Source organism: Leifsonia sp. RAF41, assembly GCF_052114085.1.
In the GTDB taxonomy this organism is placed as follows: domain Bacteria; phylum Actinomycetota; class Actinomycetes; order Actinomycetales; family Microbacteriaceae; genus Leifsonia.
The window spans coordinates 3,483,473-3,503,797 of record NZ_JBFREB010000001.1 but is presented as its reverse complement, the minus strand read 5'-3'; the positions used below and the strand labels follow the sequence as shown (position 1 = coordinate 3,503,797).

Here is a 20,325-nt window from a genome sequence, read left to right as displayed (position 1 = left end):
CTAACGCGCGCTCGGCGTAGCGGGCAGCCGTTCAGGCGCCTGTGGAGAGGAGCCCCTCATACACAGCCTTCCGCAGAACTTCCGCGCGCAGGATCGCCTCCACAGCGTCGGACCCCGCCTCCGTCGAGGCGGCCGACACAGCATCCCGGACGGGGCCGGTGGAGCCGACACGGATCGCGTCCGGGTGCACGTAGGACTGGCGAGCCACCGTGAGGGTGTCCCCGAGCAGGTGCGCGGCCGCGTGGTACGGCGCCAGCTCGTCCCGGAGGCGCGTCGTCGTGCCCTCGAATCGCGCACCACCCGCGACCGCGGCCGCGGCGATCGTGGCGCCCCAGGTTCGGAACGTCTTCGCGCTGGATGCCGCGCCGGAATGAGTGTGGATGTACGAGTTGACGGTCACGCTGTCGATCCGTCGCGGCACCGGCTGTTCGGCGGTCGAGAAGAGCGCGGCCTCGTCGCCGTCGTCACGTTCGAGCCGGCGGTGGATCACGGACGCGGCATCCCCGTCACGCACGTCGATGTGGTGCACGATGTGCTCCTTGCCGACGAAGTCGAACGCGAGCGCGTCTCCATCGACGCGCACGTGTGCCCGGGTGAGCGTGGTGAGGCCGAAGGTGTGATTGTCGCGGGCGTAGCGGGTCGACCCCACGCGGAAGAGTCCCTGGTCGAGCAGGCGCACGGCCGCCGCGGTCAGCGGGAGCGCCGGTCCGGCGGCGTCGTCGGTCGAATGCAGGTCCGCCTCCACGCGCTCCCGCAGCAGGGGAAGAGCGAGTGCGAAGTCCATCAGCGAGCCGAACTTGTGCCTCTCCGCCCGGGCGACCGCCTCCGGCGAATACAGATATTGGGTGCGGCCGCGCGCATCCACACCGGTCGCTTGCAGCGCGGCATCGCCGCTGGATGCGGCCCAGACATGAGTCCAGGCCGGCGGAACGCGGAGCGCCGCAAGACGGGCGAGCGACTCTGCATCCCTGACCTCGTCGCCGGCGTCGTCCACCCACACGGCCGGGCGCACGCCGATCCGATGAAGGCCCGGCGGACGGATGACATGCCGCGCCGTCGTCGTCGAGTCCGCATCCATACCGCTTACTCTGCCCGATCGTGGCCCTTGCATGAGGGCTCCCGAGATGTGAGTGGGCCCGGAAGACTCGTGTCCGTACCCACTCCCATCGAAGGAATCCTCTTGCGCTTCAGATCGTTGATCCTCGCCGCCCTTGTCACCGTTGCGATCGCTACGGCAGTGGTGGCCGCTCCGACGGCAGAGTCGGCTAGTGCCACACAGCTGACGGTCAGCGCTGGACAGACCGCGTCGACAGGCACGGTGGTCGTTCCCCGTGTCGTCGGCACGAGCGGCAGCGCCGCAACAAAGGCGCTGAAAACCGTCGGCCTCAAATGGAAATGGTCCAAGTGGGTCATCGTGAAGAGCAATTGGACCGTTACGGCGTCCTCCCCCAAGGCCGGTACGCACGTGAAAAAGGGCACGACCGTCAAGCTCACGGTGAAGAAGGGTGTCGCCCCCCAGCCCGCTCCCAGCGCGGTTCCCACCAGCGAGCCTGCTCCGGCGGGACAAGCGCCTGCGCCTGTTGCCCCCGTGCCCGTCGCACCGGCACCTGCGCCCGTCGCCCCAGCACCTGCGCCTGCACCAGCGCCCGACGTTGCCTACGCGAACTGCGCCGCGGTACGCGCTGCAGGTAAGGCGCCCATCCACGCAGGGCAGCCGGGGTACTCGAGCAAGCTCGACCGGGACGGCGACGGGGTCGCCTGCGAGTAGGCAGCGACCACCAGGCTCCGCGGAACGAAACAAGTGCGTGCACGCCGTCACCTGCTGTCCAGTTCGGTGAAGCGCACGTCTGGCGCTCCGAGAACCGGTGGACGATACTGCCAGCATGCCGACACGGGCCGCCGGGAAGTGGATCAGCGCGCTGGCGGCGCTCGCCGTCGGAGCGGTCATCGCTCTCGGTGCGGCCGCGGCCCCGGCCTCCGCGACGTTCGCGACGCAGTGCGGCGCGCCCACGCGGACCCTGAACCCGTCCGCATCCTCCGTCTCCGTGGCGCCGGGCGAGACCGTGCTGCTCGCATCCGGCACCTTCGCCGGCGGGGTGGATGCGCTCCCCTCGGGGGCAACCCTGTGCGTCGCGGCCGGGGCGACCCTCCGCCCCTCCTACATGAACAACGCGGCCGGTTCGCTGGTGGTCGCCGCCGGAGCCAGCGCGACCTTCCCCTCCGTAGCGGTCGCCACCGGATTCGGCCTCGACGTCGAAGGCACCGTGGAGTTCGCGGGCCTGAACGTGAACGGCGCGTCCACGTTCACCGTCGCCACCGGCGGCTCCCTGACGATCTCGGGGAGCTTCTCACCCGCCGCAGGCTCGTACGACAACGCGGGCACCATGGTGATCGGCGGAACCCTGGACCTCAACAGCGCCGCCGACATCGACAATACGAGCGTGATGCGGGTCGCCGGTGACGTGCACCTGAACGGCAGGCTCGAGAACACCGGCGTCGTCGAGGTCGGTGGGTCGCTGACCGTCAATGGCGGCGCGACATTCGCGAACGCCTGCCGCGTCCGTGCGACCGGTGCCCTGTCGAACCAGTCAGCGGCCTCGACCAACGCGGGAATCGTCACCAGTGGAGGGGTCTTCACCAACAACGGGACCTGGCGGCAGTCGGTGGAGGGGCTGCTCCTCTCGACCGGACTGACCGACGACGGCGAGGTGAGCGGGTTCGGCGCCTACCGGTTCGCGGGGCCGACCAGCGTCCAAGGACGGTTCACCGGCGACTCGGCCGAACATCCCATCGCGGTGCAGACGCAGGCGCCCGCGGGCAGCATCTTTGATGTGCAGACCGGCGTCGTCGCCAATGTCGTGCGGGTCGGCGGCGTCCGGGCCGTCGGCCCCGATTCCCCGCTGACCGGGTGCGTGCTGAACGTGCTGCCGTTCGCGGACATCTCCGTGTCGAAGTCGGGGCCGGCGACGGTCGCGGTGAACGGGGATGTGACCTACTCGCTCGTGGTCGCCAACGACGGTCCGGATGACGCCGAGGGGGTGGTCCTGACCGACACGCTTCCCGCCGGCACCAGCGGCGTGGTGGATGCGGGAGGCGGCACGGTCGCGGGCGGCACCATCAGCTGGACCATCGGCACGCTGGCGCCGGGCGCGTCGGCCACCCGCACGTTCACGGTCTCCCAGTCGGCGCCCGTCGGCACGGTGCTCCACAACGTCGCCTCGGCCGTCGCCGACATCGACGATCCGGATCCGTCGAACAACGACGGCACGAGCGCCGACAGTCAGGCGGATACCACGGTCGTGGGGGTGGTGCCGCCGGCAAACAGTCCTCCCGTCGCCCAGCCGCTCGTGCGGCCGGGGTTCACCGGAAAGGTGCTGTTCGGACGCGTCATCGCCACCGATCCCGATGCTGATCAGAAGCTGACGTACACGATCACGACACCACCGCCGCACGGCACGGCCGTGATGATCGCGGGAGGCTACTTCGGCTACCGCTCTGCGGACGACTTCACCGGCGACGACAGTTTCGTGTACACCGTGTGCGACGACGGGACGCCCGCGTTGTGCGACTCGGCGACCGTCTCCCTGCCCATCAGCCCGATCGCCTCGGACGACATCGCCGAGACCTTCGCAGGCACGCCGGTCGTCATCCCGGTGTCGGCCAACGACACCGAGGGTGCGGTTCTCGACACGACACTGATCGCAGCCCCGGCGAACGGTGCGGTGACGGTCGATCCCGCAACGGGATCCGTCACCTACACTCCGGCCGACGGCTTCACCGGGCAGGACACCTTCCAGTACCGCACCTGCTCGCCGACCAACCCGTCTCTCTGCTCCACGGCGACCGTCACCGTGACCGTGCGCCCGCTGAACAACCCGCCCGTCGTCGAGCCCCTCCACCTGAGGACGACGGTGGGGACGCCGGTGACCCGCGCCATCCGCGCGACCGACCCCGACATCGGCCAGAACCTCACGTTCACCCGCGGCATCCCGCCCCGCACCGGGACGGCCACGGTGTCGGGTACCGAGACCACCTACTTCCCGCGTGCCGTCTTCGCGGGTTCGGACGCCTACACCGTCATCGTGTGCGACGACGGTGTCCCCATCCTCTGCGCCACCGGGGCGGTGGATGTGGACGTGTACCCGGTCGCCAACGCGGACACGGCGACGACCTCGGCCGGAACGCCCGTCAGCATCCCCGTCGGGGACAACGACCTGGGTACCGTCGACCCGCCGACCGTCGCATCCACCCCGTCGCACGGCACGGTGAGCGTGAGCGGATCGGCAATCGTCTACACGCCGGATCCCGGCTTCTCCGGGACGGACTCGTTCACCTACACGATCTGCGCGTCGATCGCGCCGACGCTGTGCGACGGCGCCACGGTGACGGTGACGGTGGTGCCCGACGCGATCGTGCCGCCCGACGGCTCGGGCGGCGGCTCCGGAAGCGAGACGGCGGGAGGCCCGGGCGGTGACTTGGCGGACACGGGGTCGGCCGTGCTCATCGTCCCGATGCTGTGGCTCGCGTTGGCGGCGATGGCGGCCGGAGCGGTTGCTCTCCGAGTCCGCCGCAGGGGCTTCCGTAATGCACCAGGGAGCACGACGAGCAGGACGCGGTCCGGCGGCCGGTAAGCATTCCGGCCGACGGTGACGACGCTCATCGCATCGACCGGGCGATATGCGATGTCCGCATCGCACAAAAGGGCCGGTCCGACTTTCGAGTCGGACCGGCCCTTTCTTGTTCGCTTCGCAATTCCGTGAATCCGTTTCCCGGATTTCCTGAAACAACGTCCGTGCGCGAGGGGGGACTTGAACCCCCACGCCCTTGCGGGCACTGGCACCTGAAGCCAGCGCGTCTGCCAATTCCGCCACTCGCGCGAACCCAGGAACTCTAACACGGTGCTCGGATGCTTCACGAATCGTGGCGTCCTCCCGACGGCTGATCTTCACCCGATAGCCAGTGGGTTTCCCAGGGTTCCGACTAACATGCATGTAGTCAACGACCGGGAGCGGGAGACTGTGGGCATTCTGGACAACTTCGAGCGTGGGCTCGAGCGCGCCGTCAATGGCGCGTTCGCGAAGACGTTCCGCTCCGGGCTGCAGCCGGTCGAGCTCTCCAGCGCCCTCCGCAAGGAGATGGACACCAAGGCGGCGGTCGTCGCGCGCGACCGTGTCCTCGCGCCCAACCGGTTCCTCCTGCGCATGGCGCACGACGACTACGACCGCATGCGATCGATGGGCGCCGCGCTCACCGACGAGCTGATCGACTTCGTCCAGAAGCACGCCGCCGCCCAGCATTATCAGTTCGCCGGCGGCATCTCGATCGACCTCGAAGAGGACGCCGACCTGACCGTGGGGATGCTGCAGGTCGAGTCCGAGAACGTGAAAGGCGACGTCGCCTGGACGCCGGTCCTCGACATCGACGGCCGGCACTACCCGTTGAGCCACTCGCGCACAGTCGTCGGCCGCGGCGCCGAGGCGGACATCACCGTGGATGACACCGGCATCTCCCGCAAGCACGTCATGATCACCTGGGATGGGCGCCGCGCCCAGGTGGAAGACCTCGGCTCCACGAACGGCACGAAGCTCGACGGTCAGCCGCTCCGCAAGGCGATCCTGGAGCCGGAGTCGGTGATCACCCTCGGTCGAACGCGCATCGTCTTCCGCGTGCTCCCGCAGGCCGCGCCGGCCTCGCGCGGGCAGACCGTCGACCCCACGCGGCGCCACGACGTCGGCAACTTCTGGAGTCCCTCGTGAACCCCAGCGAGCTGACCCTGCTGGTGCTGCGGTTCGGCTTCCTCCTGCTGCTGTGGCTGTTCGTCTTCGGGATCGTGTACGCGCTGCGCACCGACCTGTTCGGGCAGCGCGTCCGCAAGCTGCCCGAACAGCCGGCGTCCGGCTCCGCCTCCCCGTTCCCGGCGTCCACCGCAGCGAGTGTCCCCGTGCCCGCGGGCGCACCACCGGCCGGGCCGACCGAGCCGGTCATGAAGGCCGCGCCGGTCTCGTCGCTTCCTGCCGGAGCCAACCGCGCAACCGGCCACACCAACGCGAGCGTGCAGACCGCCCGCCGCCTCGTCATCACGTCCGGACCTCGGGCCGGGACCGAACTCCCCCTGGGCCGCGACCCGATCACGATCGGCCGCTCCAGCGAGTCAAACCTCGTCATCCGAGACGACTACACCTCCACCCACCACGCCCGCCTGCTCCTCTGGAACGACGAGTGGATGATCCAGGATCTCGACTCCACGAACGGCACGTTCCTCGACGGCCGCCGCGTGACGGTCCCCACCCAGGTCCCACTCGACACGCCGATCAAGATCGGTACGACGACGTTCGAGCTGCGGCGGTAACCGGTGGCGGCCAACAAGGCGGCGGCCCTCTCCCACGTCGGGAAGATCCGCTCGAACAACCAGGACTCCGGCTACGCCGGTCACGACCTGTTCGTCGTCGCCGACGGGATGGGCGGCCACGCGGGCGGCGACGTCGCCTCCGCGATCGCCGTGAACCGCATCCGCGAAGCCGACCGTGAGTACGACTCCCCGGCAGAGGCGGAGTTCGCCCTCCAGTCCGCGCTCATCGCCGCCAACTCGCTCCTCGCCGAGACCGTGTTCGAGCATCCGGAGCTCACCGGGATGGGGACCACCGTCAGCGCGATGGTCCGCGTGGCCGACCAGATCGCGTTCGCCCACATCGGCGACTCCCGCATCTATCTGTTCCGGGACGGCGAACTCAAGCAGGTCACGACCGACCACACCTTCGTGCAGCGCCTCGTCGACAGCGGCCGCATCACCGAGGAGGAGGCGATGGTCCACCCCCGCCGCTCCGTCCTGATGCGCGTGCTCGGGGATGTGGATGCGTCCCCCGAGATCGACACCTGGACGCTCGACACGCAACCCGGCGACCGGTGGCTGATCTGCTCCGACGGCCTCAGCGGCGTGGTGAAGCACGACGACATGCTCGCCGCTCTCGCCTCGAAGGACGGCCCGAGGCAGGTCGCAGAGCGTCTGCTCAAGCAGAGCCTCGACGCCGGAGCGCCGGACAACGTCACCGCCGTCGTCCTGGACATCGCGGACACGGCCCGCGGCGAAGTCCTGAAGGAGCCGGTGACGGTCGGTTCCGCCGCATCACCCCTGCAATTCGGTGCGGAGCCCAAACCGACGACCCGCGCAGCACGCCTGCCGGGCCTCCGGCTGCATCCCATCCGTCCGGCCACCGGCCCCACCCACTTCGAGCCGCAGTCGGAGGACTACCTCGACGAGCTCATCGAGGAGGATGCCCGGCGAGCCCGGCGGCGTCGCCTCACCTGGATGGTCGGTCTCATCGCCCTGGTGGTCGCGATCGTGCTGGCCATCTTTCTCGGATACCAGTGGACGCAGTCCCGCTACTACGTCGGTATGACTCCGGACGGCAAGGTCGCCATCTACCAGGGGGTGCAGCAGGGCATCGGGCCGATCGGCCTGTCACACCTGTACGAGGAGTCGAACGTGACGGTCGACGATCTCCCGGAGTACGACAAGCAGCAGGTCGAGCAGACCATCAACGCCGACGACCTTCAGGCGGCCAAGACGATCGTGGAGCAGCTGAGCGATGCCCACGGACAATAGAACCGCCGCGCGTCAGCAGGGGACGCCCCGGACCGCCACCGGTCCGGTGAAACGGCTGCGCCTGCCCGCCAAGCTTCGCAACCTGGAGCTGTTCCTCCTCGTCATCGCGTGCGCCATCAACGCCGCGGCCATCGTGCTCGTCCAGCTGGGCGCGCTCGGCCACGTCGATCTCACGCTCGTCTACCTGGGCGCGGGGCTCTCCGCGCTCGTCGTCGGGATGCACATCGCGCTCCGGTTCGTGGCGCCCCAAGCCGACCCGTTCCTGCTGCCGATCGCCACGCTCCTCACCGGGATCGGCATCGCCGAGATCTATCGCATCGACATCCACTACAAAGACTCCGGCTGGGACAGCGCGGGCATCAAGCAGATCGTGTGGAGCGCCATCGCGATTATCTGCGCGATCCTCGTCGTGATGCTCATCCGCAACCACCGCATCCTGCAGCGGTACACCTACCTGTTCGGCTTCGCGGCGCTGGTGCTCCTGCTGCTTCCGATGCTGCCGGGCATCGGCAAGGAGATCTACGGCGCCCGTGTCTGGATCGGGATCGGGCCGTTCAGCTTCCAGCCGGGTGAGATCGCCAAACTGTGCCTTGCGGTGTTCTTCGCCGGCTATCTGGTGCAGGCGCGCGACTCGCTGTCGGCCGTGGGCAAGAAGTTCCTCGGGATCCGGTTCCCACGCGCCCGCGACCTCGGCCCCCTCCTCGTCGTCTGGTTGATGGCGATGGCGGTCATCGTGTTCCAGCGCGACCTCGGTACCGGTCTGCTGATCTTCGGCCTGTTCCTCGTCATGCTCTACGTAGCGACGTCCCGCATCAGCTGGGTGATCCTGGGTCTGCTGCTCATCATCGGCGGCGCCGTCATCGCCAGCCAGGTGCTGCCGTACGTGCACGACCGCTTCGCGAACTGGCTGTCGCCGTTCTCGCAGAACGTGTACGACGCGCAGGGCGGCAGCTTCCAGCTCGTGCAGGGCCTCTTCGGCCTTGCACAGGGCGGCCTGATCGGCACGGGGCTCGGACAGGGCCAGCCGTGGATCACGCCCGTCTCGCAGAGCGACTACATCATCGCGAGCCTCGGAGAGGAGCTCGGCCTCGCCGGCCTCTTCGCCATCCTGGCCCTGTACATCGTCTTCGTCTCGCGCGGCCTGCGCATCGGCTTCTCGGGTCAGGACGACTTCGGCAAGCTGCTCGCCGTCGGGCTCTCGTTCACGGTCGCCCTGCAGTGCTTCATCGTCATCGGCGGCGTCACCCGCGTCATCCCGCTGACCGGCCTGACCACGCCCTTCCTCGCGGCCGGCGGCTCGTCGCTCGTCGCCAACTGGATCATCGTGGCCCTGCTCCTGAGACTGTCCGACACTGTCCGCAATCAACCTCGGCTGGTGGTGAGCTGACATGAACCGTGAGATCAAGCGCGTGAGCGTGATCGTGCTCGGGATGTTCTTGGCGCTCCTCGTCTCGACGACGATCCTGCAGGTGTTCCAGGCCGACTCGCTCAACGCGGACGCACGCAACACCCGCGCCCTGAACGACAGCTATTCCGCACAGCGCGGAGCCATCCTCGTCGGCGGCCAGCCGATCGCCCAGTCCGTGCCCTCCAACGACGTCTACAAGTGGCAGCGCGTGTACAGCAACGGGCCCCTGTACTCGGCGGTCACCGGCTTCTTCCCGATCAACGGCGAGCCGACCGGGCTGGAGGGCGCCCTCAACGCGAAGCTCAGCGGCTCGGCGAACTCGCAGTTCTTCGACCGCATCAACGCCATCCTGACCGGGAAGAACCCGCAGGGCGCCGCCGTCGAGACCACCATCGACCCGGTGGCGCAGCAGGCGGCCTGGGATGCGCTCGGCGACCAGCAGGGCGCGGTTGTGCTGCTGGAACCCAAGACCGGCAAGATCCTGGCGATGGTGTCCAAGCCGACGTACGATCCGAACACTCTCGCGTCGCACGACGGCAAGGCCGTCGATGCGGCGTACCAGCAGCTGCTCGCGGCTCCGGGCGACCCGCTGATCAACCGCGGCATCGGCGGAAACCTGAACCCGCCCGGATCGACGTTCAAGCCGGTGATGAGCGCATCCGCTTTCGGCACGGGCCAGTACACGAAAGACAGCCAGCTGCCGAACCCAGCATCGCTTCCGCTTCCAGGCTCCGGCACGATCGTCAAGAACGACTCGCTGACGACCTGCGGCCCCGGAGCGACCGTCTCGATCGCGACCGCGCAGATCCTGTCCTGCAACATCCCCTTCGCCGAGTTGGGGATGTTGCTGAAGCCCGAGGTCATCAAGGACCAGGCCGACAAGTTCGGCTTCAACCAGTCGCTGAGCATCCCGATCCCGGTCGAGAAGAGCGTCTACCCGCTCTACACCGACCCGGCGGAGCGCGCGCTCGGCTCGTTCGGACAGATGGATGACCGCGCGACTCCCCTGCAGATGGCAATGGTGTCCGCGGCGATCGCCAACGGCGGCACGCTGATGACGCCCAATCTCGTGGACTCGATCCGGTCGGCCGATCTGCAGACCGAGGAGAGCTTCCAGCCCAAAGAATTCTCGCGGCCGCTGAGCCAGCAGAACGCCGACACGATCAAGCAGATGATGGTGGACGGCGTCGATCACGGCGTAGCGAGCAATGCAAGAATAGGTGGGGTTCAGGTCGGCGGTAAGACGGGCACGGCGCAGAACGGGGAGGGCGATCCCTACACGCTGTGGTTCACCGGTTTCGCGCCGGCGAACGACCCGGAGTTCGCTGTGGCGGTAGTTGTCGAAAATGGCGGTGGACAGGGTCAGAGCGGCACGGGTAACTCGGTCGCCGCTCCGATCGCGAGGAAAGTACTAGAGGCGGTGCTGAATAAATGAGACCCACAGCAGGGCTCACCTTCGGGGGACGTTACGAGCTGCAGTCGCGGATCGCGATCGGCGGAATGGGCGAGGTGTGGCAGGCCACTGACCTCGTCATCGGTCGTACCGTCGCCATCAAGATCCTCAAGGACGAGTACCTCGGCGACCCCGGCTTCCTCGAGCGCTTCCGCGCCGAGGCCCGCCACGCCGCCCTCGTCAACCACGAGGGCATCGCCAACGTGTACGACTACGGCGAGGAGGACGGCAGCGCCTTCCTGGTGATGGAGCTCGTCCCCGGCGAGGCCCTGTCCAGCATCCTGGAGCGGGAGCACGTCCTCAGCACCGACCGAACGCTCGACATCGTCGCCCAGACCGCCGCCGCGCTCCACGCCGCGCACGCAGCCGGTCTCGTCCACCGCGACATCAAGCCGGGCAACCTGCTGATCACGCCGGACGGCCGCGTCAAGATCACCGACTTCGGCATCGCCCGGATCGCCGATCAGGTGCCGCTGACGGCCACCGGCCAGGTGATGGGCACCGTGCAGTACCTCTCTCCGGAGCAGGCGTCCGGTCACCCCGCGTCGCCGACGACCGACATCTACTCCCTCGGCATCGTCGCCTACGAATGCCTCGCGGGCCGCCGGCCCTTCACCGGCGAGTCGCAGGTCGCGATCGCCATGGCGCAGATCAACGAGGCCCCGCCGGAGCTCCCGGCCACGGTCGCCGAGCCGGTCCGCAATCTGGTCTTCGCCTGCATCGCCAAGAACCCGGCCGATCGCCCGGCATCGGCTGCGCACCTCGCGCGTGCGGCGCAGGCCCTGCGACGCGGGGACGTGCGTGCCGCAGCGGCGTCCGTCCCGGCCATCCTCGGCGCGGCAGCCGCGACCGACGCGGCCACCGTGCTCATGCAGTCGCCTGCTCCGGCACCCACCCAGGCCACGACCGTGCTGCCCGCGACCGCGGTCGCACCGGTCGTCGAGGAGGAGACGATCGCTCCCGTCGAGGAGCGCAAGCGCAGTCGCTGGACCTGGCCGCTCATCGCGCTGATCGCGCTGCTGGCGCTGGTCCTCATCGGCACGATCATCACTCTCGTGGCGCAGCCGAAGGCCGCACCCTCCTCGACACCACCGACCACGCCGACCTCACAGCCGTCGTCGCCGTCTCCGAAGCCCACGCCCACGAGCAACACGGTGCAGATTACCGAGAGCGACTTCCTCGGCCTCACCGCGGACCAGGCGCGCGACAAGCTCCAGCAGCTCGGGATGGTCGCGGACGTCTCGCAGGGCAACGCCGCGACCACGCAGGACCAGGCCAACAAGGTGTACTCGGTCAACCCCACCGGCCCGGTGCCGAAGGGCTCCACAATCGCAGTGAAGGTCTATGGACCCGTCGCGCCGATCCCCACCCCAACGGACACCGTCTCGGCGACACCGCCCTCCGGTCAGGGCGCGCCGAACTCGCAGATCACCGTGAACTTCGGTTCGGCAACCTGCCCGGCCGGGCAAAACATGGTCGGCCGTCGTCTGTACATCAACGGGCAGCCGCAGACGCCGGTCAACGACACCAAGATGGTCTGGTCTCCCAGCGCCGCCGCAACGTATCAGCTGACCTACACGATCTTCTGCGGCGAATCCGTCGAGTCCGGCCAGTCGCCGGCACTGGCGTACGAGGTCGTCGCCTCAACCCCCGCACCGGGCGCGGGCGGCGGCGGAGCGGGTGGCGGCGGCAACAACGGGAACGGCGGCTGAGCGCGGAGTAGCCCCGGGGAGATATCCAGCCGGGCCCCGCTACACTAACCGGAGTCAGCACCGAGAAGGAGTCCGCATTGAGCCCAGATAGCCGCCTGCTCGCAGGCCGATATCAGGTCGGCGAACTCATCGGCCGGGGCGGTATGTCGGACGTACACCGCGGCACCGACAGCCGACTGGGTCGCACCGTCGCGATCAAGCTTCTGAAGCCATCGCTGGCGACCGACCCGGCCTTCCGGACGCGCTTCCGCCAGGAGGCGCAGGCCGCGGCTCGCATGACGCACCCGACGATCGTGCGCGTCTTCGATGCCGGCGAGGAGACCATCCGCGAGCCGAACGGCCACGAGGCGCAGCTGCCCTTCATCGTGATGGAGCACGTCGACGGCGTCCTCCTGAAAGACCTGATCAAGAAGGGTCCGCTCGAGATCCCGGAGGCTGTGCGCATCACCGAGGGGATCCTCACCGCACTCGAGTACTCCCACCGCGCCGGGGTGGTCCACCGCGACATCAAGCCCGGCAACGTCATGATCACCAAGGCCGGCCAGGTCAAGGTCATGGACTTCGGCATCGCTCGCGCGATCAGCGACTCGTCCGCGACGGTCGCACAGACGACCGCGGTGCTCGGCACCGCCAGTTACTTCTCGCCGGAACAGGCGAAGGGCGAGTCCGTCGACGCCCGCACCGACCTCTACTCGACCGGTGTCGTGCTCTTCGAAATGCTGACCGGACGGCCGCCGTTCCGCGGCGACACTCCGGTCGCAATCGCGTACCAGCACGTCAGCGAGACGGCGGTGGCTCCGAGCACCGTCAACCCCAAGGTCTCGCCCGCGATGGATGTCGTGGTTGCGCGCGCCATGACCAAGGATCGCTTCGAGCGCTACCAGACGGTCGCGGAGTTCCGCGCCGACCTCGAAGAGGCTGCCGCGGGTCGTGTCCCGAAGCGCAAGCACGAGGACGAGCTCGCGGAGACGCTGTTCGGCGCTCCGCCCAGCTCGGTCTCCGGACCGGAGGCGGCGTTCCGCCAGCTGGCGGAAGACCAGACCATGACGCGCACGCAGCGGCGCCCACCGGTCATCTGGATCTGGGCCGGCATCGCGATCATGGCCGTCGTCATCGTGGCCGTGCTCGCGTGGGTGCTCCGGCTGGCGCCGAGCACCACCATGCCGGACACATCGCGCAAGGTGCCGAACCTGTCCGGCCAGGTGCTGGACAAGGCGACCGCCCAGCTGGACGAGATGAAGCTGAAGTGGGTGCAGGCCACCGAGTCGAGTCCGACCTACTCGCAGGGCCAGGTCATCCGTACCGACCCGGGTGCCGGGATCGTCGTCGCCACCGGCGACACCATCACGGTCTACGTCTCCACCGGCAAGAAGACCGTCACCGTGCCGGACGTGCACAATATGACGGTCGACGTGGCGACGCAGGCGTTGCAACAGGCCGGCTTCACCGTGGGCCCGACGACCTCCGAGAACTCACCCAGCGTGCCCGCCAACGTCGTGATCTCCACGGATCCAGCCGCGAACGCGTCCGCTCACGAGGGCGATGCGATCGGATTGCACGTCTCGAGCGGCAAGGTGACGCTCACCGACCTCACGGGGCAGACGATCCAGGCGGCGACCGGAATCCTGTCACAACTGGGTCTGACGGCGAACCCGAAACCCGATCCGTCGTGCCCGCAGGACAAGGGGGCGACCATGGTGCACACCCAGTCCGTGGCCCCCGGTGACGTGCCGCAGGGCACAACGGTCGACCTGACGTACTGCTCGGGCTGATGTACCGCTCGGGCTGACCTCGACAGCCCTCGGGATTAGCCCAGCTTCACCAGCGGGTTGAGCGACCGTGCCGCCTGCGCGGCGCCCGCCAGCCCGGCGACCTCGAGCCAGTTGCCGAGCATCCGGTAGCCGCCCTCGGTGAGCACGGACTCCGGGTGGAACTGCACGCCGTAGATCGGCGCCTCGCGGTGCTGCAGCGCCATGATGACGCCGCCCGCCGTGCGGGCCGTCACGTGGAGGTCGTCGGGCAGGGTGCCGTCGACCACGGCGAGTGAGTGGTATCGGGTCGCCGTGAACGGCTGTGCGACTCCCTCGAACAGCGGGCTGTCGTCGTGGCCGACCTGCGACGTCTTGCCGTGCATCAGCTCTTCGGCGTTGGTGACAACGCCGCCGAACGCCTCGGCGATCGCCTGGTGACCGAGACACACACCGAGCAGCGGCTGCTGGGTAGCCAGCGCCTGCTCGACGACCGAGATCGAGACGCCCGCCTGCGCAGGTTTTCCCGGACCGGGCGAAATGAGCACCGCGTCGTACTCTGCGAGCTTCGCCGGGAGGTCCTCGGCGGCGATGTCATCGTTGCGCACCACGTCGGTTTCGGCGCCGAGCTCCCGGAGGTAGCCGTTCAGCGTGTAGACGAAGCTGTCGTAGTTGTCGATGACGAGTACGCGGGTCACGTGCCCACGGTACCTTCCTGCGGACCGAGGAGCGAATCCACCCAGGGAAACACCCAGGTCACGAGAGCAAACAGCACCACGACCACCAGAACCAGCACGATGAGGAGCCGCACCCACCACGGGCCGGGCAACACCCTCCACAGAGCTCCGTACACGTCAGCCTCCCGCCCCGACCGCCGCGGCGATCTCGCTCGGAACATCCTGTGGCGGCGCGAACGTCTGGAACACGCTGTAGGCGATCAGCCGCTCCCCGGCAGCGAACGGCGGATTGCAGGTGGTGATCGTCATGAAGCGGTCGACGGGCGTCGCCGCCGGCTGGCGCGGCACAGGCAGGAGGACGCCGACAGCCGAGGGCTGCACGTATTCGAAATTGCGGAACGTGTAGGTGTACCAGCCGTCCTGCGTCTGCACGTAGATGCGGTCTCCGATGCGCAGCTTCGAGAGGTCGATGAACGTATTGCCCCAGCCGGAGTCGTGGCCCGCAACGGCGAAGTTCCCGACCTGGCCCGGCATCTGGGTATCGATGTAGTGACCGACGCCGGCGGTGTAGCTGTTGAGGACGCGCTCGGTGTCGACCGTCTGTCGGATGACCCGCTTCCAGTCGGGGCCGAGCCGCGGCACGTAGAGGACGGCGAACGCCTGATACGGAGCCGGCTGCGCCATCACCGGCGGATCGAGCTGCGCGGTCGCCGGATCCGGCGCGGACTTCGGTGCCTTGATGGCATCGTCCACCCACTTCTGGCTCTGCTGGGCGGCGGCACTCGACTGCTGATTGGCAAGAACGAGGTTGTTCCACCACACCTGCCACCCCAGGAAGAGCAGGACGAGCACACCCGCGGTGATGAGCAGCTCCCCGAGGACTCCGACCACCGTCGGACGCCGGCGCGGCCGGCGACGCCGACGCACTCGAGTCTCCGCGGTGGTCATGTGTCACATTCTAGAGAGGCCGGGCTGTGAATCGGCAGCCACCCCAGAGGACCTCCCCCATACGGGGGCCTCAGGAAGCTCGGCACCTTCCCCGCTACACTGTGGTGCTATGGCACGCAGCAATTCGAAGACGAAACCCGAGCGACCCGCCCGCGCAGAGCGCCCGGCGGCCACATCCGGAGAGGACGCGCCGAACCCGGTGTGGTTCAAGCCGGTGATGTTCGGCTTCATGCTGCTCGGACTCATCTGGATCATCGTCTTCTACGTGAGCCAGAACCAGTACCCGATCCCCGCGCTGGGAGCGTGGAACATCCTCGTCGGCTTCGGCATCGCGTTCATCGGCTTCCTGATGACGACGCGCTGGCGGTAGCTCCGCACACCTCGTGCCTCGAACCCGGGTTGGCTGCTGCCGACCCGGGTTCGTTGTTTTCCACAGCTCTCCACAGGAGCCCTGTGAACAGTTGCCGCGCATTCTCCGCCGGTTTCCCCAGTGTTAATAAGCCTGTGGAGAGTTACAGACGTGTAATTACCCACATTGTTAATAAGCCTGTGGATAACTTATCCACGCACTGTGGGAACTGCGGGGGAACCTACACGAAGAAGTAGACGAGGCTCAGCGCCACCAAGATGACGGAGAACACCAACAGGAGCGGCACCTGCCACCGGCGCCGCTGCGGCTGGCGGGTCTCGACGAAGATCAGGCCGACGAGGAACCCACCGATCAGGCCTCCGACATGCGCCTGCCAAGCGATGTTGAAGCCCGGAAGGAAGCCGATGCCCAGGTTCAATGCCAGCAGGATCAGCATCTGCGTAGCATTACCGCCCAGGCGGCGCTGAATGATGAAGAAGGCACCGAACAGCCCGAAGATCGCGCCCGACGCGCCGACCACCGGAACGTTGTAGGGCGCAAGGAGCAGAACGCCGACGGATCCGGCGAAACCGCTGATCAGGAAGAGCGCGAGAAAGCGGACCCGGCCCAGCACCGGCTCGAGCGCCATCCCGAACACCCACAGCGTGTACATGTTCAGCGCGAGATGGATGATGTTCGCGTGCGCGAAGATGCTCGTCACCATCCGCCAGGGCTCGAACACGCCCGTGAGCGCACCCGGATACGAGTACAAGCCCGCGTAGCGGAGAGCGTTGGTGACCTGGAAACCTAGGAGATCACCCACCGTCTGGACGATGAAGACCAGCACGCACAGTGCGATGAGTGCATACGTGACCACAGGAGCACCCGACCCGGTGAGCCGCGTCAGCCATGCCGGTTTGGTGCGGGGATGCGTCGCCTGCTGCTTCGCCATGCACTCCGGGCACACGACGCCGACCGCGCCAGGGGTCTGGCATTGGCCGCAGATCGTACGACCGCACCGCTGGCAGAGCACATAGCTCTCCCGGTCGGGGTGCCGGTAACAGTAATTCGCGCGTGCGTCGACGGGCTGAGTCATATCGTGCGCTCGCCCGTCTTCTCTCAGACCTGCTCGATGTCGATCGACTCGATGACGACGTCGTCGAGCGGCCGGTCACGCGCGTCGGTCGGAACCTCCGCGAGCTTGTCCACGATCTTGCGGGAGGCATCGTCGGCGACCTCGCCGAAGATGCTGTGCTTGCCCTGCAGCCAGGTCGTCGGCGCCACGGTGATGAAGAACTGCGATCCGTTGGTGCCGCGTCCGCCCTGAATGCCCGCGTTCGCCATCGCCAGGATGTACGGCTGCGTGAAGTCGAGCTCCGGGTTGATCTCGTCGTCGAACTGGTAGCCCGGTCCGCCGACGCCCTGACCGAGCGGGTCACCGCTCTGGATCATGAAGCCGGGGATGATGCGGTGGAAGATCACACCGTCATAGAGCGGGGCCGTCGACTTCTCGCCCGTACCGGGATGCGTCCACTCGATCTCACCCGTCGCCAGGCCGACGAAGTTCCGCACCGTCTTCGGAGCGTGATTGCCGAAGAGGTTGACCTTGATGTCTCCGTAGTTAGTGTGGAGCGTGGCGACAGCGGTGTGCTTAGACATGGCACCAATTCTTGCACAGGGCGTATAGATGGCTTGGGCGGTCCCGGGAGCTCTCGGGCCATCCCCAGCCCTTTCGGTGGCAAGATGGAGTCAGTCGCCACCCTGACTCGACGGAGGAACAGATGAGCCTGACACGGAAGCGCACGAAAGAGCTCAAGCGACTGCGCAGCGGCGCCGAAGACCTGTGGACCCAGCAGCAGGAGGTTTTGGCCAACGCCAACGCCCTCGCCGCAGAAGCCAGGAAGCAGGCCGGCTACTACACGCGCGAGGAGATCGCGCCCCGAGTCCGCGACGGGTACGACCAGTACGTGCGCCCGGCAGCGGACACCGCGAAGGCCACCGCCGGCCGTTACGCCGGTCAGGCGCGTGAGCGCGTCGTGAGAGACGTCATCCCTGCCGTCGGCACCGCAGTCGGCACCGCCCTGTCGGTGGTCGACCACGCTCGTGCTGCCCGCGCATCCGCCCTTGCCGGCGAATTCAAGAGGGCAGGCAAAGAGTTGACGAAGAAGACGCAGGTCGTTACCGAGAAGTCGGGCCCCGGCGCGGGAAGCGTCATCGCCATCGGTCTCGGCATCATCGCCGCCGTCGGTCTGCTCTATGCGGTGTGGCAGACGTTCCGCGCAGACGACGAGCTGTGGGTCGCCGACGAGGAGCCGACGACGCCCGCGACCGACCCGGTGCAGTAGCGACCTGAGGGTTCATTCGGGGGTTTCCCCGATTGTCGGTGCGCGCGCCCGGTGAGACCCTCGAGAGCATGAACACTCTCTACCGTCCCAACGCCGATCGCATCCTCGCGGGCGTGTGCGCCGGGCTCGCTCACCGCTTCGGAGTGCGGCCCTGGACAGTGCGCCTGATCTTCCTGCTGTCCTGCCTGCTTCCGGGTCCGCAGGTCGTCGCCTACCTCGTGCTGTGGATCCTCATCCCCGGTGAGGGCCGTCCGACGGCCGTCTAGTCGGCGCTGCGCAGCCCGGCCATCTCGAGCGCGATGTCGACGAGTTCGACACGTCGATTCGGGATGCCGCCCAGCGGAAACCACGCCGCTTCGTCCGTGGTGCCGTCCCGCTCGTTCGTGAGCGCGCCACCGACAACAGTGGCGCGGTAGATAATTCTGAGCGCGTGCAGGGGGCCCGCGTCCGGCACGAAGCGGTGCTCAGCCGGGATGACCTTGGAGTCGATGCCCAGGAGCGCCCCGGCCTCGGCCGAGTAGCCGGTCTCCTCCGCGATCTCACGCACGACGGCATCCACAGGATCCTCGCCCGGATCTATCCCTCCGCCTGGCAGCGTCCAGCCCGAGCGGCCGCTCTCGTTCCAGTGGGCCAGCAGAATGCGGTCACCTTGGGTGATGACGCCGTAGGCAGCGACTCTGATATCCACCGCCTCACCCTACTGCCGATGTCGGAGGAGGGGGGCAGACTAGGGGTGATGCCCGAACTACCGGAAGTCACCGCCCTCGCCGCCGACCTCGATGGCCGGCTGAAGGGTCGCGTCATCGACCGCCTGAGCGTGGCCGCGTTCTCCGCGCTGAAGACATTCGACCCGCCGGTCGACGCTCTCCACGATCTGACCGTCGCGGGTGTCGGCCGCCACGGCAAGTTCCTCGACATCACTGCGGGCGAGCTCCACCTGGTGGTTCACCTTGCCCGCGCCGGATGGATCCGCTGGCGAAGCGCGGCACCGCCGCCGACGGCCGGGCGTCTCGGCAAGGGTCCGCTCGCCGCACGACTCGTGCTGGACGACGGCACCGGTCTCGACATCACCGAGGCTGGAACCAAGAAGAGCCTGGCCATTTATGTGGTGCGCGACCCTGCGGAGGTTCCGGGGATCGCTCGGCTCGGTCCGGATCCACTCGACGCCTCGTTCACGGAGGAGGTCTTCGCGGGCATCCTGGCGGAGCAGGGCCGCGCTCAGATCAAGGGAGTCCTTCGCAATCAGTCACTGATCGCCGGGATCGGCAATGCGTACTCCGATGAGATCCTCCACGTTGCGAAGATGTCCCCGTACAAGCCGGCGAACATGTCGCGCGACGACGTCTCACGGCTCTACCTCGCCATGCAGTCCACCCTGCGGGAGGCACTCGCGCGGGCCGACGGGCTGGCCGCTTCCGAGCTCAAGAGCGAAAAGAAGTCCAATCTCCGGGTGCACGGTCGCACCGGGGAGGCGTGCCCGGTGTGCGGGGACACGATCCGCCAGGTCATCTTCCACGACTCGACCTTCCAGTACTGCCCCACCTGCCAGACGGGCGGCAAGCCGCTCGCCGACCGCGTCCTCTCCCGCCTGCTCAAATAGCGTCAGTCAACACGCGCAGTCGATGGCGCCGGCGGGCGCCGTCAGCAGGTCCGGCTCGCGGAGGATCGGTCCGTGGTCGTTCACGACGGGGAGACCCTCGCGTGCCCAGTACTCGAAGCCACCGATCATCTCGCGCACTTCATAGCCCAGGAGGCTGAAGGCCAGCGCCGCTCGGGTCGAACCGTTGCATCCCGGACCCCAGCAGTACACGACCACGGGAACCCCGGCTGGGATCACCGCAGCAGCCCGGCCGGCGATCTCGGCCGTCGGCAGATGGATCGCACCATCGATGCGTCCCTGGCGCCAGGCCGCCTCTCCCCGGCTGTCGACCAGAGCGAACGGCTCACCCGCATCCCGTGCCGCCTTGACGTCAGAAGGATCGGTCTCGAAACGCAGCTTGGCGGCGAAGTGGATGGTGGCCTCGGTGGTGAGCATCGTCATGTTTCGAGGCTACGGAGATCGGACCGGCGAATGAACAGGTG

Annotated in this window: 20 protein-coding genes and 1 tRNA gene; 13 read left to right on the top strand and 8 right to left on the bottom strand. The window is 67.9% G+C overall.

Annotation, left to right across the window (positions count from 1 at the left end):
* Positions 1 to 31: 31 nt before the first annotated feature.
* Complete coding sequence (locus AB4Y74_RS17050) at positions 32 to 1,078, bottom strand: DNA topoisomerase IB (protein ID WP_441800241.1); 1,047 nt, start codon at positions 1,076 to 1,078, stop codon at positions 32 to 34.
* A gap of 102 nt (positions 1,079 to 1,180) precedes the next feature.
* Between AB4Y74_RS17050 and AB4Y74_RS17045 the strand changes: the two genes are divergently transcribed.
* Positions 1,181 to 1,768 (top strand): excalibur calcium-binding domain-containing protein, encoded by a 588-nt coding sequence (locus AB4Y74_RS17045; RefSeq protein WP_441800240.1) that lies wholly within the window; start codon positions 1,181 to 1,183, stop codon positions 1,766 to 1,768.
* 115 nt (positions 1,769 to 1,883) lie between these two features.
* A complete protein-coding gene (locus tag AB4Y74_RS17040; RefSeq protein ID WP_441800239.1) occupies positions 1,884 to 4,631 on the top strand; it encodes an Ig-like domain-containing protein in 2,748 nt (915 codons plus the stop codon).
* Positions 4,632 to 4,793: 162 nt separating this feature from the next.
* On the opposite strand, the gene AB4Y74_RS17035 is transcribed toward AB4Y74_RS17040, so the two are convergent.
* Positions 4,794 to 4,877, bottom strand: a tRNA-Leu gene (locus AB4Y74_RS17035).
* Positions 4,878 to 5,018: 141 nt separating this feature from the next.
* Between AB4Y74_RS17035 and AB4Y74_RS17030 the strand changes: the two genes are divergently transcribed.
* The 7 genes from AB4Y74_RS17030 (at position 5,019) to pknB (ending at position 13,948) form a co-directional block, all read left to right on the top strand.
* The gene (locus tag AB4Y74_RS17030) at positions 5,019 to 5,756 is read left to right on the top strand and encodes an FhaA domain-containing protein (RefSeq protein WP_441800474.1); all 738 of its coding nucleotides are present in this window, start codon (positions 5,019 to 5,021) and stop codon (positions 5,754 to 5,756) included.
* Positions 5,753 to 6,349, top strand: a complete 597-nt coding sequence (locus tag AB4Y74_RS17025; RefSeq protein ID WP_441800238.1) for an FHA domain-containing protein FhaB/FipA — start codon at positions 5,753 to 5,755, stop codon at positions 6,347 to 6,349. The genes AB4Y74_RS17030 and AB4Y74_RS17025 overlap by 4 nt, the downstream gene beginning before the upstream one ends.
* A 3-nt stretch (positions 6,350 to 6,352) precedes the next feature.
* On the top strand, positions 6,353 to 7,603 hold the full coding sequence (locus AB4Y74_RS17020; RefSeq protein ID WP_441800237.1) for a PP2C family protein-serine/threonine phosphatase: 1,251 nt from the start codon (positions 6,353 to 6,355) through the stop codon (positions 7,601 to 7,603).
* Positions 7,587 to 8,990: an FtsW/RodA/SpoVE family cell cycle protein gene (locus tag AB4Y74_RS17015; RefSeq protein WP_441800236.1), complete on the top strand. Its 1,404-nt coding sequence runs from the start codon at positions 7,587 to 7,589 to the stop codon at positions 8,988 to 8,990. The genes AB4Y74_RS17020 and AB4Y74_RS17015 overlap by 17 nt, the downstream gene beginning before the upstream one ends.
* A gap of 1 nt (position 8,991) precedes the next feature.
* Positions 8,992 to 10,446: a peptidoglycan D,D-transpeptidase FtsI family protein gene (locus AB4Y74_RS17010; protein ID WP_441800235.1), complete on the top strand. Its 1,455-nt coding sequence runs from the start codon at positions 8,992 to 8,994 to the stop codon at positions 10,444 to 10,446.
* Complete coding sequence (locus AB4Y74_RS17005) at positions 10,443 to 12,176, top strand: serine/threonine protein kinase (RefSeq protein WP_441800234.1); 1,734 nt, start codon at positions 10,443 to 10,445, stop codon at positions 12,174 to 12,176. Before AB4Y74_RS17010 ends, AB4Y74_RS17005 begins: the two co-directional genes overlap by 4 nt.
* 77 nt (positions 12,177 to 12,253) lie before the next feature.
* Positions 12,254 to 13,948, top strand: a complete 1,695-nt coding sequence (pknB, locus tag AB4Y74_RS17000) for a Stk1 family PASTA domain-containing Ser/Thr kinase (protein WP_441800233.1) — start codon at positions 12,254 to 12,256, stop codon at positions 13,946 to 13,948.
* A gap of 35 nt (positions 13,949 to 13,983) precedes the next feature.
* Here pknB and AB4Y74_RS16995 read toward each other — a convergent pair whose 3' ends face one another.
* Together AB4Y74_RS16995 and AB4Y74_RS16990 are read right to left on the bottom strand one after the other, a co-directional pair.
* Entirely contained in the window at positions 13,984 to 14,622 is a 639-nt protein-coding gene (locus AB4Y74_RS16995; RefSeq protein ID WP_441800232.1) for an anthranilate synthase component II, read from the bottom strand.
* A 156-nt stretch (positions 14,623 to 14,778) separates the two neighbouring features.
* Entirely contained in the window at positions 14,779 to 15,549 is a 771-nt protein-coding gene (locus AB4Y74_RS16990) for a class E sortase (RefSeq protein ID WP_441800231.1), read from the bottom strand.
* 109 nt (positions 15,550 to 15,658) lie between these two features.
* Here AB4Y74_RS16990 and AB4Y74_RS16985 point away from each other — a divergent pair, with 109 nt between their 5' ends.
* A complete protein-coding gene (locus AB4Y74_RS16985; RefSeq protein WP_441800230.1) occupies positions 15,659 to 15,919 on the top strand; it encodes a cell division protein CrgA in 261 nt (86 codons plus the stop codon).
* A 220-nt stretch (positions 15,920 to 16,139) separates the two neighbouring features.
* On the opposite strand, the gene AB4Y74_RS16980 is transcribed toward AB4Y74_RS16985, so the two are convergent.
* Both AB4Y74_RS16980 and AB4Y74_RS16975 read right to left on the bottom strand, forming a co-directional pair.
* Entirely contained in the window at positions 16,140 to 16,850 is a 711-nt protein-coding gene (locus AB4Y74_RS16980) for a rhomboid family intramembrane serine protease (protein ID WP_441800229.1), read from the bottom strand.
* A gap of 167 nt (positions 16,851 to 17,017) precedes the next feature.
* Positions 17,018 to 17,557: a peptidylprolyl isomerase gene (locus tag AB4Y74_RS16975; protein WP_374008867.1), complete on the bottom strand. Its 540-nt coding sequence runs from the start codon at positions 17,555 to 17,557 to the stop codon at positions 17,018 to 17,020.
* Between the two features lie 122 nt (positions 17,558 to 17,679).
* Between AB4Y74_RS16975 and AB4Y74_RS16970 the strand changes: the two genes are divergently transcribed.
* Both AB4Y74_RS16970 and AB4Y74_RS16965 read left to right on the top strand, forming a co-directional pair.
* Positions 17,680 to 18,243 carry a hypothetical protein gene (locus AB4Y74_RS16970; protein ID WP_441800228.1) on the top strand — a complete coding sequence of 188 codons (564 nt, stop codon included), beginning with the start codon at positions 17,680 to 17,682 and terminating at the stop codon, positions 18,241 to 18,243.
* Positions 18,244 to 18,311: 68 nt separating this feature from the next.
* Entirely contained in the window at positions 18,312 to 18,509 is a 198-nt protein-coding gene (locus AB4Y74_RS16965; RefSeq protein ID WP_441800227.1) for a PspC domain-containing protein, read from the top strand.
* On the opposite strand, the gene AB4Y74_RS16960 is transcribed toward AB4Y74_RS16965, so the two are convergent.
* Positions 18,506 to 18,931 carry an NUDIX hydrolase gene (locus AB4Y74_RS16960; RefSeq protein ID WP_441800226.1) on the bottom strand — a complete coding sequence of 142 codons (426 nt, stop codon included), beginning with the start codon at positions 18,929 to 18,931 and terminating at the stop codon, positions 18,506 to 18,508. The genes AB4Y74_RS16965 and AB4Y74_RS16960 overlap by 4 nt on opposite strands.
* Before the next feature lie 48 nt (positions 18,932 to 18,979).
* Between AB4Y74_RS16960 and AB4Y74_RS16955 the strand changes: the two genes are divergently transcribed.
* On the top strand, positions 18,980 to 19,843 hold the full coding sequence (locus AB4Y74_RS16955) for an Fpg/Nei family DNA glycosylase (RefSeq protein ID WP_441800225.1): 864 nt from the start codon (positions 18,980 to 18,982) through the stop codon (positions 19,841 to 19,843).
* A 6-nt stretch (positions 19,844 to 19,849) separates the two neighbouring features.
* Here the strand turns inward: AB4Y74_RS16955 and AB4Y74_RS16950 are convergent, their stop codons facing one another.
* On the bottom strand, positions 19,850 to 20,278 hold the full coding sequence (locus AB4Y74_RS16950; RefSeq protein WP_441800473.1) for a rhodanese-like domain-containing protein: 429 nt from the start codon (positions 20,276 to 20,278) through the stop codon (positions 19,850 to 19,852).
* Between the last annotated feature and the right edge of the window lie 47 nt (positions 20,279 to 20,325).